At 29.0% G+C, this 15953-nt stretch carries 12 protein-coding genes; 4 read left to right on the top strand and 8 right to left on the bottom strand.

The features are described 5' to 3' along the window. Positions 1–104 precede the first annotated feature (104 nt). The 7 genes from ACX6CF_RS16035 to ACX6CF_RS16005 form a co-directional block, all read right to left on the bottom strand. Positions 105–1427 (bottom strand): FAD-dependent oxidoreductase, encoded by a 1323-nt coding sequence (locus ACX6CF_RS16035; RefSeq protein ID WP_458786360.1) that lies wholly within the window; start codon positions 1425–1427, stop codon positions 105–107. A gap of 81 nt (positions 1428–1508) precedes the next feature. Further along, on the bottom strand, positions 1509–3704 hold the full coding sequence (locus ACX6CF_RS16030; protein ID WP_458786359.1) for a helix-turn-helix domain-containing protein: 2196 nt from the start codon (positions 3702–3704) through the stop codon (positions 1509–1511). 277 nt (positions 3705–3981) lie between these two features. Then, complete coding sequence (locus tag ACX6CF_RS16025; protein WP_458786358.1) at positions 3982–5265, bottom strand: CehA/McbA family metallohydrolase; 1284 nt, start codon at positions 5263–5265, stop codon at positions 3982–3984. Positions 5266–5289: 24 nt separating this feature from the next. Continuing rightward, positions 5290–6663: a jacalin-like lectin gene (locus ACX6CF_RS16020; protein ID WP_458786357.1), complete on the bottom strand. Its 1374-nt coding sequence runs from the start codon at positions 6661–6663 to the stop codon at positions 5290–5292. Between the two features lie 37 nt (positions 6664–6700). Beyond that, positions 6701–7564 carry a carbohydrate ABC transporter permease gene (locus tag ACX6CF_RS16015; protein WP_458786356.1) on the bottom strand — a complete coding sequence of 288 codons (864 nt, stop codon included), beginning with the start codon at positions 7562–7564 and terminating at the stop codon, positions 6701–6703. A gap of 3 nt (positions 7565–7567) precedes the next feature. Continuing rightward, a complete protein-coding gene (locus tag ACX6CF_RS16010) occupies positions 7568–8485 on the bottom strand; it encodes an ABC transporter permease subunit (protein WP_458786355.1) in 918 nt (305 codons plus the stop codon). Between the two features lie 24 nt (positions 8486–8509). Continuing rightward, positions 8510–9964 (bottom strand): extracellular solute-binding protein, encoded by a 1455-nt coding sequence (locus ACX6CF_RS16005; RefSeq protein WP_458786354.1) that lies wholly within the window; start codon positions 9962–9964, stop codon positions 8510–8512. A gap of 254 nt (positions 9965–10218) precedes the next feature. On the opposite strand from ACX6CF_RS16005, the gene ACX6CF_RS16000 reads away from it, so the two are divergent. The 4 genes from ACX6CF_RS16000 (at position 10219) to ACX6CF_RS15985 (ending at position 14805) form a co-directional block, all read left to right on the top strand. Beyond that, complete coding sequence (locus tag ACX6CF_RS16000; protein WP_458786353.1) at positions 10219–11763, top strand: spore germination protein; 1545 nt, start codon at positions 10219–10221, stop codon at positions 11761–11763. Next, positions 11750–12901 (top strand): Ger(x)C family spore germination protein, encoded by a 1152-nt coding sequence (locus ACX6CF_RS15995; RefSeq protein WP_458786352.1) that lies wholly within the window; start codon positions 11750–11752, stop codon positions 12899–12901. Before ACX6CF_RS16000 ends, ACX6CF_RS15995 begins: the two co-directional genes overlap by 14 nt. 246 nt (positions 12902–13147) lie before the next feature. Next, positions 13148–14239, top strand: coding sequence for a GerAB/ArcD/ProY family transporter (locus ACX6CF_RS15990; protein ID WP_458786351.1), 1092 nt, complete (start codon positions 13148–13150; stop codon positions 14237–14239). 170 nt (positions 14240–14409) lie between these two features. Next, positions 14410–14805, top strand: a complete 396-nt coding sequence (locus ACX6CF_RS15985; protein WP_458786350.1) for a hypothetical protein — start codon at positions 14410–14412, stop codon at positions 14803–14805. A gap of 32 nt (positions 14806–14837) precedes the next feature. Here ACX6CF_RS15985 and ACX6CF_RS15980 read toward each other — a convergent pair whose 3' ends face one another. Beyond that, positions 14838–15944 (bottom strand): GntR family transcriptional regulator, encoded by a 1107-nt coding sequence (locus ACX6CF_RS15980; RefSeq protein ID WP_458786349.1) that lies wholly within the window; start codon positions 15942–15944, stop codon positions 14838–14840. Positions 15945–15953: the final 9 nt, after the last annotated feature.

Below are 15953 nucleotides of genomic sequence, written 5' to 3'. Positions count from 1 at the left end.
ATCATAGATAAGATATAAAAGTGAAAAAATATAGGGTCTGTCTCATATTATACTTTATATGAGAAAGCCCTATTCATATTAATCAATATAGTTATTCATCAATTCTACAGAATTATTTCTTTTACCATTTCTCCTAAACTTGATTTTTGTTTAATTCCTTTTATCATATTTGACGATTTTGATATATCACCTATAAGAATACCGCCAACAAATTTTTCTTCTATGAAATAGAGCTTCTTATAAATTGATTTTTTTGTATCTTGTTGATTGATACTACTATATGAACTTTCCTTTATATTCCCTAAGTCTCCAGTAGAGAATATATTCATATCCATTGCATTAAACACATTATTAGGTATAATATTTTGATAGGTCATTGTATCTCCAACAGCATTAGCTCCTGCAACTTCACCTTGTTCTATAGCCTGCTGCCATATATAATAGCTTATACCCTCAAACTCAGTTACATCCCCAGCTGCATAAATATTATCAATATTAGTTTTCATATATTCATTCACAATAATTCCTTTATTGATACTTATACCTGCTTCTTCTGCTAATTTTGTATTAGCTCTTACTCCTATAGAAATAATAACCATATCTGCTTCTATTATCATTTCATTCATTAGATGAATACCTGTTACTCTATCTTCTCCCAAAATAGCATCAGCAGTTACATTCTTATATACATTGATTCCAGTTTTCATTATACCTTCTTCAAATATCTTAGAACTATCTTCATCCAATTGTTTTGGTAAAATTCTATCAGCCATTTCTACAACTGTTACATCAAGTCCTAGTATCTTTAATTCCCAAGCAGCTTCAAGCCCTAATAATCCTCCACCAATAATAGCTGCCTTCTTACACTTTTTAGCATATTCTTTTACATTATCAGCATCAGATAATGTCTTAATTGTGAAAACACCTTTTTTATTGATACCTGGTAGCTGTGGAACAAAATTGTGACTTCCATTAGCTAGTATTAATTTATCGTAATCAATTATTTCTCCATTCTCAAGTACAACTTGATTATTACCTGAATCAATACTAGTAACTAAAGTACCAAGCATTAGATTCACCTTATTATCATTGTACCATCCTTCATCATGTAAATAAAAATAATCTTCATCATGGCTATCACTTATATAATCAGAAAGACTAGGTCGATAATAAGCATAATTGGTGTCTTTATCAATAACAATAATCTCAGCATTAGTATTTCTCTTCCTAATTGCTTCAACTGCTGATATACCTGCTGCATTATTACCTATTACAACAATCTTTTCATTTGTGTCAGATGAAAATACTTGCTCTTCCTCTGTATATAATTCAAATTCTTCTGCTGGAGCACCACATACTGGACAAATCTCAGGAGGTTCGTCTCCTTCAAAAATTTCTCCACAAATAATACATCGCCAAAGTTTCATATAAATGTCCTCCTTGATTATTCTATTACTCTTATCTATAGAATAACCTTATCGATAATTATTGTCAAGTAATTATTATAATTATTTAACAGCAGTAATTTCATTTTTAATACTATCTCCTATATCCCTATATTCTCCCGGTGTTATCCCCTCATATTTTTTAAAATATCTTGTGAAACTCTGAGTATTATTATACCCTACTTTTATAGCAATATCCTTAACTGTATCCTCTGTTTCTATCAATAATTCTTTTGCCTCAGTAATTCGAATATTATTCAAATAATTTATGAAAGTTATACCTAAATTATCCTTTAGGACCTTTCTTAGATGTGAATAACTGATATCCAATTTATCAACTAACCAATTTAAATCCAAATTACTATTAGAATAATTATTATTAATAAGATCTAGTACTTGTCTTATGTATTTTCTATCCTTAACACTGTTCTTCTCTTGATAATCAATTATATTTTTATAAATATATAATAAAAATTCTCTAATATCTTCGATTGTATCTTTTTCTGATAATTCTTTAAAGATATTATATGATTCTTCAAAGATTTCTGTAATGCTTATATTATATTCAATAAGATATTCCATGGTTCTACTAAGCAAAGAATAAAATATTGGAACAATGCTTTCATAAGTGACATTACTCCTTTTTTTAATCTCATCAATCATATCACTAATACTACTCCCAATATCCTCTAATGAATTTTTCTTCAAATAATTCATTATATATTTTTCTTTTGTAACAAAATTAAAAGTAGCTCCTTCATTATCCTTTAATATTTCATAATATATAATGCTACTATAACCTTCAGTCATTCTATAGTTAAGGGCTTCAATAGCTTCCAAATATGATAATCTGATTCTCTCTTTTCTTTTATATACGTTTCCTATACCTATTGATATAGTGAAATCCTCGATTACTGAGGTCTGTTTGATTATTTCTTGAGTAATATAACTCAGAGAATCAATATAATCTTTATTAGTTAATCCCAAAATCAAAACTACTTTATCTTGATTCAATAAAGAACCAGCTCCAATTATTCCCGTAGCATTATTGAGGGTTACTTGCTCAGCTGTCTTCAACAATAATGTCTTGAAATAATATTGTTCCTTATATAAATATTTCTTAGAAAAACTATGATATCTATCAATTGATATTACTAAGGAACAATACATAATAGTTTTATCATAAAATATATCATTAATATGTTCACAATTACCTCTGACGAATTGCATTATATAAGTTTGACGAATTGCCTTCTTATTAATTTCAAAAAGATTCATTAATTTTTGATCTTCTTCAAGTATATTACTTACTACATCAGAGATTACATAAAGTTCATCCTTCTTTTCTTTATTATCAATTTTAGTCTTCAAATTTTCAAGAATATCACTGATTGGGTTATATATTTTTGTCGATACATAGTAAGCAAATATAACTCCAAAAATTAAGATAATAACAAATAATATACCTAACCATATTTTAAAACTATTAACTTGTTTATATAGAGAACTTAGAGATATTGCATTCAAATAAATTAATCCAGTATCATGAGATTTGGAATAAGAAACTACATATCTTTTATCTTGAATATTTTTTATAAAATATCCATTTTCCTTTTTTGATTCAATAATATTATTGATTAATGACTTATCTAATTTTTTATCTTGATTTTGCCCATTGACAATGATCGTACCATCAGGGTTTAGAATATAAAAGAAATCATTATTGTAATTACTGCTATCATTTATTAATGGTAAATCAAAAACTTCTTCATTAATATTTATAACGAGAGCACCTTCAAAATCAAAGGTATTCAATAATTCTAATGGATATATCATAGTTACAACAATACTTGCTATGTCTCTATCTATATCAATATAATAATAGTTATCTGGATTTTCATCAATAAGTTTTCGCTCTGGTAAAATCTTTATTTGATTCTTATTCAAACTATAAGGTTCAAGCCATCCAGTATCATAAAAATTATCTTTAGTGTATATATCTCCCCAATAAGTAATTATCTTACCAGTTTTTTTATTATATAAATATATGGAATGAATATCTTTATTTGATAAGATATAAGAATTCAATAGATTAGCAACATCGATGACTCTTTCAATATAATAATAGTTGTTATCTTGAATATCCTTAATCTTAAATAACTCTTGAAAATCATTATTCAATCCTATCTGCAATACGTTGTTTCTTAATTTTTCAATGATTTTATCTACATCTTTCTGAAGTATACTAAGATTATTCATATTAGTATTATTACTCTCATTCTTAAAAAAATCTATTACCTTGAATTGAAAAAATATAGCAAATAATAATAATGGAATAATTAATATTATAATATATGTAATAAACAGCTTCTTGAACAACTTACCTCTGCTCTTTTTAAAACTAAATTTATTAATATGAATAATTATCACTCCTATCATTATCATTTGCCAAAACAAATATTCAAACATTTTATACAAATAACTAAATATTATCCAATACCATATGCTTATATGTATTTTTATAGTAACTAATTAATTATATATTATTATGCTCTATGTTATTCTTATTGTCAATAAAAATGGGATTACCTATACATAAAGGTTCTTGTTGGTAATCGTTCCATAACTCAACTCTATAAAATAAAACATCTGTACTAACATTCAATAATATTTTTCTATCATTATCTTCTATTTTTCTCTCTTCAACCAAACCCCTTGATGAATATAGTCTTAATAATGCTGGTTTAGCATTTTTAATATAACAGGTCAATATAACATTCTCTATTTCATTGGTGATATACGTATCTCCCATAAATATTTTATCTATGCTCATATCAACCATTGGTGCTTTTGGATGTGCAGATACACACACTCTGCCCTCTCGAATACCTTTTAATATCCCCCGTTTATTAAAAGATGTACTCTTTACCCATGTCGTAGGTGTACCATACCATTTCTTAGGTTGTCTCTTGTGAAAATCACTCCCTCCTAATGCTATGATTCTTTTACCTTCACAAAGCATGGAGTGCCACCAGTTTATAGCTTTTTGATTCCCTTCTGAAAACCATGAATTCCATATTTCTACATGAGAAAAATCAAAGTTCTCCAATCCCCATAACCATTTATCTTTATGAAATGGATGATTAAGAGAAACGATTGCATCATTAGATTTACCCTCTTCAATATATTTTTTTATATCATCTATATCTTCATATCTAAAATGTGAAAAAGGCTGCTTACATCCAAAAAAATTAGCATGTCCTTTGTAAGTAGTCAACTCAACACCTGGAATTATTACTAAATCCTTATCTTCTTTATAATCATCGTTTTGAGAAAAAGTATTGTGGTCAGTAAGTGCTATAAAATCCAATTCCTCTTCTTTAACAAAATCCATAACCTCACTTAGTGTAAAACTTCCATCACTATGTATAGAATGGGTATGTAAATCACCTCTGTACCATTCGCTTCGTTCCATCTTGATAGTTATATTCAATGTAACTTTACAGTTTCTTTTTATTTTGAAAAGACCTAGAATGACTTTCCACTCTCCACATTCTATATATCCCGAAAGATAACCTTCTGTAGCATAATCTTCCTGTATAATAATTCTATTCTTTAATAGATTACTCCATCCCCTATATCCATTTATATCTTCTAGTCCAAAATCTATTGCATTGTGCTTAGCATCATCAACTTTGTATTGTATAATTATTTGTTGTGTATTCACTGGCACCTGAAAAGGCACTTGAATAAAAGTGCCTTCCTGTTCTTCTGTTACAATATATTCTAAATGCATATATAATAACTCTTTATTACTCATTTTTTATCCTCCATGTTTAGCCACCTATTGTATTATTGGTATGAAAATTGCACCCAACTGGCAAATCTCGGCATTAGCTTTTCCATAAAATCCTCCTATTTGCCACCCTTCTGGTGCTTCTATAATCATCTCTTCATCAGACTTTGTACCCCCAGATAATACTTTATCCTTATTGGTTACTATTTCTATGTAATATATTTGCTTATGCTTCCAATACCATCTTTTATCTTTACATATTTTTATTCTTGTAATATATTCATCTTCATCTAGATTCATCTCAGCATAATCTCCACCATTTCCACCAGCTTTTGCATTACTATCTCCATATTGGATTTCAACTGAATCAAGTCTGTCACCTGTTCTTATACTAACTTTTGATGGTTTATCAGGCATATATTCTATAAAGTTAAAGGGGTCACCAGCTGTTCCTCCAAAAGTACCACTTAACTTTATATTATCTGATAGACTATAATCTATTGTAATACTAGTTGCATAATGATCAGATAATCTTTCTCCATCTTCATCAATAAACAATTCTTCTTCTATCTTATAATCAACAAAATCAAATGTGACTAAATCACTGCTTCTATACATTATCTTATCTACTGTTTCATAGTTAGGACCACTTAAATCTTCGTTGAGGTCTTCCATGGTATCACCATAAGGTCGAAATTCGGGTACATCTCCATTACGTACAAAATCTATCCAAGGATCTGTTAACCCGCACTCTGTAGTTAGGTTTTCATATAGATTATCACATTCTCTTGTGTAAAATGCGTTAGTATCTCCAAGCAAAATAATTGCATTTCCACTAGAATGACTATTGATATATTCTGATAACTGGATAAAATTATCATGTCTTGCTTCTCTAGACCCTTCATCACCCCCAGCATCAGCATGAAGATTGTATAAATCAACGATTACCCCTGGCTCAAGTTCTAATCTCTGATATGAAAACCCTTTTGGTGTTAATTCATCAGCACCATGATATCCAGGAGGTGGGCATGTCAGATTCCCATGTGTCATATCCCAAGGAATATTATTTGACTCCTTGATGGGATAATTGGAAAGTACATTCAATCCACTTCCAAAAGGAACATTCCCAGGATGCTCTGTTACGTAAGGAAATTGTGATTTAGATAACAAATCATCATGATATGCAAAATCTTCTTGTACAGCTACAATATCAAAATTATTAATGAGTTTTCCTATCTTCTTAGTATTTTTCTCAGGGTCTGCACTAGATAATAATGCCGGCAATCCTGCTATATTATAAGTTAAAATAGATATTCTGTTATTGTCTGATGGCTCCGCCATTGAAATTATATTTGTTGTTGAAAAAACCACAGTAATACATACAACAAGCAATAAGACTTTCTTATTAATATTATTTAACACATTTAACATCTCCTATAATTTATTTTAAACTCCTACTTCACCCTTTTGCAGATCCTACCATAAGTCCAGAAATAAAATATTTCTGAAGGAAAGGATATATAATCAGTAATGGTATAATAGCAATTATTACGCCAGCCATCTGTGTATTTTTTGTTATTATAGTAGCTGATGATGACGCATCTGAGTCAATAACCAATCCTTTTAACGCAATTTGCAAAGTATATTTCTTAGGATCATTGATGAATAATACCGCTTCCATAAAATGATTCCATTTCCCTACAAATTGGAATAAAGCAACTGTTGCAATACCAGGTTTGGCTAATGGCAAGTAAATTCTAACAAACATTTTCAGTTGACTAGCACCGTCAATATAAGCTGCTTCACCAATTGAATCTGGTATACTTTCAAAAAAGTTTTTTAATAATACTATAGAATATCCCGAGACAATACCAGTTATGATAATAGCAAATAACCTGTCTATAAGATGTAAGTCTTTATATAATATGTACAAAGGTATCATAATATTCTGAAGGGGTACCATCATGGTAATTAATATAAAACCCATTATAATTTTTTTCCCAGCAACATTTTTTTTTGATAACGCATAACCTGTTAAAGCACAGAAACTAACATGTAATATTGTTCCACATACTGTAACTATGATATTGTTGATAAATGGACGAAGAATTTTTACTTGCTGAAATAATGTATTATATCCTTCTAAACTAAATTTGCTAGGCCATAATTTTATACCAGGTACCATAGAATCAATGTCGGACGAAAAAGACAACGCAAAAGTATTGAGTATAGGAAGCACCGTCAATAAAATCATAATTATCATAAATAAAATATTTATTATTCCAAATACACTAGAAGATGTGTTTTTTCTATTTTTATTCAAAATCTAGTCAGCCTCCTTTTTGCGCAGGAACATTTGATATATTATAACAAATACACTTGTGAACAATAACATAATAAACGCTATAGCAGAGCCATAGTCCATTCTAAAATTTTCAATACCCATACTGTATGTATAAGTCATTGCCACTTGTGTTTTATCAATAACTGCATAATTTGTTAATACATAAGATTGACTAAACATTCTTAGTACACTAATTAGATTAAGCATAAAAACAACTTTCATTGTACTGTATAAACCTGGTATGGTAATATATAATGTTTGCTTGAACCTGTTAGCCCCATCAATTGATGCTGCTTCATATAGATTTTGATCAATTCCTGTTAAAGCAGCTAAAAATATAATGCAACCATAACCAGCAGATTTCCATGTATTAAGAAAGATAAAAACAGGTTGAATTATCTTTATATTAGTCATAAAATTAATAGGCTTCATTCCAAACCATTTAATTATTTCATTTACCATACCTGTATCAGGTGCTAATAAACTAATCCATATACCACCAATGGCAACCCAAGAAAATAGATTAGGTGTATAGATGATGGTTTGAGTCAATTTCTTAAATCTTTTATTAGCGATTTCATTAAGCAATAATGCAAGTAATACCTGCATAATAAAACCAACGATTAAATTACCACCTCCAATTTGAAGAGTATTCCTGAACGCTCGCCAAAAATCAATATCTGTTAATATCTCTTTATAATGTGTGAGACCTGCAAATGTATGTCCACCACCTATTTTATAGTGTTGTAAACTCATTATGAAACCATTAGCTATTGGGAAATATCTAAAAATAATAAAGTAAATAATAGCAGGTAAAATTAATATGTATATGCCTTTACTTTTTGATAATCTTTTTAGCAACAAATTCTTGCTATTGTTTTTTAATATGATAGAACTCATGATAACCCCCACTGTCTTAATTAATTAGTCAATATATTTCTTGGCTTTTAGCTCTTTTTGCATATCTTCTACTGCTTTTTCGCCGTCTACTACTCCTAATATTGCTTGTATCGCATGCTTTTTAATAATTTCTTTTGCATCTTTTGTAGTATCTCTTAAAATTTCACTTTTACCAAATTTGACAACAATGTCTCTTGCATCTTCATAGTTGAGTGGTTGTGGCATTGGTGATTCATAATTCATTTTTTTTGGAACCACAATACCATGGTCCATAGCATGTTGTTCCCCAGTTTCTGTCAATATATATTTACCATTTTCAATATTATAATCATGTCCTTCAATTCCTAATGTATTAATGATGATCCCTTCTCTTGAGTAAAATGCAGATTCCAAGAATTTGAAGGCTTGTTCTTTATTTTCACTAGCTTTCAACATTACCCATAAGCCATCTTGACCACTAGTTAATATACCATTACCATTGATATCAAGAATTGGCGGTAATCCTTTTATTTCAAATGGATTATCAGGCTCTTTGCTTCTGACTTTTGAATTGAATAATCCAACCCAATTATCCCAATAAACAAATACACCTGCTCTATTACTAAGAATCATCTCACGACAAGCTGAACTTGTATTCGTTGCAAAGTTAGGATCAAGTAACCCTTCTTCATATAATTTTGCAAGCCAATCATAGACCCCAATGGCTTTATCTGTAGCCCAAGGTATATACCAATTTCCATTCTCATCTTGTGCGTCTCCATCAAATAATCCATATGCACTCATAAAAGGTTGGATATCATATATTGCCTTTAATGTAAGTCCATAAGTATCATTCTTATTATTTCCATCAGGATCATCATATGTAAATGCTTTAAAAACTTCATAATACTCATCTAATGTAGTAGGAGCTTCTAATCCAAGTTTTTCAAGCCAATCCCATCTGATAAGAGGCATTCTTCCACCTTCATATTTGTTAAATATTGCATAGATTTCTCCATCTTCCCGCCTAATCCTTTCCCATTCCTTTGGATTGATTACATTAGGGTCTGAAAGTATTGAAGAGTTTTCAATATATTTAGTTAAGGGTTCAAATAACCCTGTTTTAAATAATTTCTCGAATTGTCCACTATTCATATATACTATATCCATGTCATCCCCTGATGCTAATGTGGCTGTTAGTTTTGTTACATATTCATTAGTGATCTTAGTCATATCAACTTTAATACCTAACACACGTTCTATTTCCTTTTGCCATAATACGTGTTCATCTGGATCTTTACCTCCTGTAATAGCTGATAAGACTTTTACTGGTTCTGTATTCTTTAATACTTCGGCATCATTTTCCTTATTATCATCATTAGTAATTTTATTAGTTTTTTCGGCATCATTACCTACGGATGCTTTATCATATTTGCACCCTGTCATACTAACGATTAATAACAAACTAACTAACACCATAGAGAACCTTTTAATTTTCACCTATTATCTCCTCCTATAATATAATTCAATTGTACAAAATCATATTGGTCAATAAGTTTTCAATACTCACTTTCGTGATTTTGTATAATTAAATTGTATCATCGGCTATCATATTGTAAACATTCACTTTTTATTAGGACATTCATTTTTGCTTTATTATCATCTAAAACTCAATATATATGCACATCCTAATACCATCAATATTTTACGTATATATGTGCAATCATTGGTAATGATAATATCAAGGATAAATTATGATATTATTTCATTACTGTAATTATTCTATTATGATTAAAAGAAAAGGTTTGATTTATATGCTATCTAATAACATCAATGAAAATATAGAAAAGCTAAAAAAAATATATCTGAATGATGCTTTTATCCAATATAGAGAATTTGAAGCAAAATATTCTCCTATTAAATATTGTCTAGTCTCCATAAATGGCATGATTGATAATGAAGAATTGACAGTAAATGTTATTAAGCAATTAATGGTATCTAGATATTCAAAAAATCTTGTTAATGATAAACTACTTGAATTTGTTTCAAAGAAAGTACTAACTTCTATAGATGTAGAAACAATTTCTGATATAGATAATATTGTCTCTAATATCAGTTATGGATATTCTTTATTATTGATAGATACTTGTGATAAAGCTATATTAATAAATAGTAAAGGCTTTGAAAAAAGAGATATCGCCGAACCAGATGCAGAACGAGTTACAAAAGGACCAAAAGAAGGTTTTACTGAATCTTTAATGACAAATACGTCCTTAGTGAGAAAAAAAATAAGAAATCCTAACCTTAAGTTTGAAATCATGGTTTTGGGTAACGTGACCCAAACAAGAATTTGTATTTCATATATGGAAGATACTGTTTCTCACCAAATATTAAAAGAAGTAAAAAAACGTCTTAATAATATTGAAGTTGATATAATTCTAGAATCAGAATATATAAGTGAATACATTCAAGATAGGTCTATCAGTTTTTTTAATACTATTGGTAATTCGGAGAGACCAGATGTAATAGCTGCAAAACTATTAGAAGGTAAAATAGCTATATTTACTGATGGGTCACCTAGTGTTTTAACTATTCCCTATCTATTCATAGAACAATTTGAAGTTAATGAGGATTACTATAGTCATTATTTCATTGCTTCTTTTAACCGTTTATTAAGAATATTTTGTTTCTTGCTATCTACTAGTATCCCAGCATTGTATATTGCATTAATTACTTATCATCATCAAATGATACCTCAAGAAATTATGGTTAGTATTATAAGTAGCCGAGAAGGTGTCCCTTTTCCTTCTATAGTTGAGTTGATATTAATGCTTATCACCTTTGAAATCCTAAGAGAGGCTGGATCCAGACTTCCTCAAAATATAGGACAAACAATAAGTATTGTTGGTGCTTTGGTACTTGGTGAGGCAGCTGTAAGTGCTAGGCTTATAAGCGCACCTATTGTAATTATTACTGCGCTGACGGGTATTACTAGTCTAGCTTTACCATTTATCTTGGAATCTGTAATATTCATTAAATTCTTCTTACTTATATTCTGCTCCTTTTTTGGGTTATATGGATATATATTTGGAGTTATGAGCATAGCTATTCATCTAATGAATCTGAAAAGTTTTGGTGTAGACTATATGACTTTTTTCAACAATTTGAATAAACTTAATGTTCAAGATACAGCTGTAAGAACTCCCTGGTGGAATATAAATAACAGCTCTAAGAATTTAATAAATTATAGAATTAGAAAATTACAAAAAAAGAGGATAAAAACAAATGAAAAAAATTAAAAACTATATTTTATTGGTAATTATTATAGCTAATACAATCTTATGTACTTCATGCTGGAATTACAGAGAAATAAACGATCTCTCATTAATATTCGGACTTGGTATTGATAAAAAAGATGATTTATATGAATTTACTGGTAAGATATTATTAACAGCTAATGAAGAAAATGAAGGAAATAATCTTACCCAGACTTTTATCAGCTCTAAAGGGCTAACCATATTTGACGCTATGAGAAATCTAATACTACAAGATGGCAAAAGGGTTTATTTCGGGCATCTTTCATTTATTATAATAAATGAAGATATTGCAAAAAAAAATATTAATGAAGTATTAGATCTTTTTATGAGAGATGATGAAACTAGAGAAGATATGTGGATATTTGTTGCGCCTGGACCATATTCATCTAAAGAAATTCTAGAAATTGGTTTAGATCACCAAGTACTTGCCACTTATGTTAATGATGCTATGGAAAATGTTAGATATATAGGAAAATTCTATCCCGCCCAATTATACGATTTTATTGACATTTCAAATACAAAAGGTATGGATGGAGTTATTCCATTGATTTCTCTTAAAAAAACTTTATTGGGTGATAGTGCTTATATCGTAGGTAATGCGGTATTCAAAGGAAATAATATGGTAGGAAAGATTGACGGAGACGAAAGTAAAACCTTATCCATTATTCTTAACCAACAAAAAGGTGGCATACTACCAGTAATATATAATGATGAAGAACAAATCTCTAGAGTTTCATTAGAAATAAATAGAACTAAAACTAAGCTTACCCCTCAATTTTATGATGATAAGATTACTATAAAAATATCAACCGAAACAACTGCTGTTATCGCTGAAATTATGAATAACAATGTTAACGTATTTAATAAAGAGGGTAGAGACAAATTAACTAAGTCAGCCCAAAAAATGATAGAGACTAATATAAAAGATTTAGTTAGTAAAGCTCAAAATGAATTGAACAGTGATATTTTTGGATTTGGTACCCTTATAAAAAAAGATAATCCTAATTTTTGGAAACGAATTGAAGATGATTGGTCTAATATTTTTCAAGATATCAATATCGAGGTTAATTCTGTTGTAAAAATATCAGGAAGTGCGTTATACAAAAAAATAATCAAATAGCTATATATTTGTAGGAGTTGAAAATAATGTTACTATCTATGTTATTATTTTACTTATTAATTGGCAGTATTGAACTTTATATATTATATAGACAGCAAGGAAATTCAAAAGATGTAAAGATTTATTTATCTATATTTTCTTTAGTAATAATACTTTATATATTAAGTATGCTCAACATCATAGATAGAAACTTTGCTAGTATAATAAAGATATGGTAATGATAGTATTTTTATAGAAAGGTAACTTATGAATAACGATAAAATAACCGAAAGACAAGCAATCAGTATAATGGCTATGTTTACATTAGGAACTGGTATGATAACCGGTGGTGCCAACCCGGCAGCTGAAAATGCGTGGTTAGCTATTATTATAGCTATCCTTGTATCCATGCCTATCCAATTAATGTATGCAAGAATGCTCTCCAATTATCCTGGAAAAAACATATTGCAAATAACAGATATAACCTTTGGTAAACTCATCAGTAAAGTATTCTGCATCATCTTCTTATGGAATGGAATTTATCTTAGTGCATTACTATTAAGGACATTTGATCAATTTATAAGAGTAGTTGGTCTTAATGCTACCCCTGAGATAATAATTATAACTGTAATTATTGTTATAGCTATGCAAATGTTAAAATCTGGTATATCTGTATTTGGAAAATGGAGTGAGTTTTTCTTTTATATTTTATTTTTTTATTTTCTATTTATACCTATAACATTAATACCTCTACTTGATATAGATAATATAGTTCCTATAATGTATGATGGGATAGAACCAGTTTACAAAGGAGTTATATATGCTCTTGCTTTTCCTCTTACGCAGAATTTTATATTCCTATTATACTTTAATAATTTTAAGAATAAGAAATCCTACTACAAGATATTTACTATAGGTCCTGCTTTTGGTGGTTTTCTACTTTTTATTGTAGTTATATTCACCATATTGGTCATTGGAAAAGATAATTATGTATTATCAGTTTTTCCACCTTATCTCCCTATTAGAAGAATAAGCATTGGTAGGTTTTTCCAGAGAATCGAGATGTTGCTACTCCTTGAGTATATATATGTCGCCTTTGTTAAAGTTGTAGCATCATTATTCTCTGCGCTCATTAGTTTTCAACATCTACTCAATCTTAAGAATTATAAAACTTTTGTAATCCCTATTACTTTACTAGTTGGTGTATTAGGCTACTTAACTTATTCTGACTACTTAGATTATCATTATATAACATCAGAAATCTATTTACCTTACGCAATTGTAGTTAATATACTTGTACCTTTTATCATTTTTATTGCAGAAGAAATTAAACTCAAGAAAAATTCTCATAAAAAATGAACTCAAGTCACTTTTTTCTATAAAAAGATATTCCATAAATAAAAAATAATACTAAATACTTACAAACATAGTCTGCTTATTCTATTGCCTTATTAACTAATTAATGATAAAATTATATCAGTTCAAACTATGTTTCAAGAAAAATACAAAGCTTTATATGGGGGTACAATATGTCAAATTCATTCTCTATTATAAAAAAAGGGTATTCACAACAAGAAGTTGATGCCTGCATTCTAGAATTAGAAGAAGCCATTGATACTTATAAATCAAAAGAACAGTATATTTCACAAGCTTTAGTAGAATCTCATATTACATCAAAAAAGATAATTGAAGAAGCAGAAATTAGTGCATTTGAAATCGAAAAAGATGCCCTTATCCAATTAGAACATCTAAAACATGAACTAGATAGTACTAAAAGAAGATTAGAAAGTTTTAAAAATGATTATGATATATTTATAGAACATTTTAAAAGTTCTTTTACTGATAACGAATTACAGGCAGTTTTAGAAACTATTGATGAAATAGATAACTTGATCAGTGATCCTAAAAAAAATAAAGCTGTATAAAATAAGAAAAGGTATTTTCATTATACCTTTTCTTATTTACAGCTACATGATTTTCTTCTTATAAGTTCGTAATTAACTTTTATCAATTTTCTATCACTATTATCTTTATTTATCAATCTATTAATAATAATTTGGGCTGCTTCTTTCCCTATTTTATCGGAATGTTGATTAAATGACGTTAAGCCCACTTCAAAAATTGAATCAATATAAAAATCACCAAAACTGATTAATGCAATATCTTGTGGAATCTTCAACCCTAACCTTGCTGCTTCCTTATAAAATAATAGTGCTGTTATATCATTAAATGCCAGTACTGCTTGTAAATCTTGGTTTTTGAGCAGATACTCCCTTATATTTTTGCTTATTACATTATAGTCATATACATTTTCTTTTATTGTTTGAGTATTCCTTATCATTAGCTGTTCATTTACTTGAATATTCTTATCCTGCATTGCTTGTATAAGCCCATTGACTCTTCCCTTAGTTACAGATGATTCAATAGAATATGGATAATAATAGCCTATGTTCTTATAACCATTTTTTATAAAAATAGTTCCTGCTTCGTACCCAGCATCAAAGTCTTCACCAATAACTGCATCAAAAGGAAGAGATTCAAAATATCTATCAATACATACTATGGGAATAGGACAATCAACGAATTCTTTTAATCTTGTATTCTCTTCTTCTTCAAGACATCCACATAAGATTATTCCTTTAGCCCCATCCTTAATTGAATTATGTATTTTATCATATTGGCTGTTAGTATTATTCATAGAGTAATACGTTGCAAGATTCAACCCACCTTGTTTCAATATCTTTTCTGCACCTAATATAATGCTTGAGTTGAATTCAGAGAATAATAAGTTATTATCATGGAAAATCAGATCAACCCTATTACTTTCTTCTTGTTTATTACGTAATGAATCATCCTGTACGAATGTACCCACACCTTGAACTCTGTATATATAATTCTCTAACACCAACTCGTCAATGGCTTTTCTTACAGTTACTCTACTTGTATTAAATAATTTACAAAACTCATTTTCACTAGGAATAGCTTCCTTTGGCTTGTAAATCCCACTTGTAATACGTTGCTTAATATAATTTTTAAGAGTTTTGTACTTAGGTTGTATATCCATATTTTCACC

Source organism: Vallitalea sediminicola, assembly GCF_054408565.1.
Note: the sequence above shows the minus strand (reverse complement) of the source record. Positions and strands in the feature narration are given on the sequence as shown.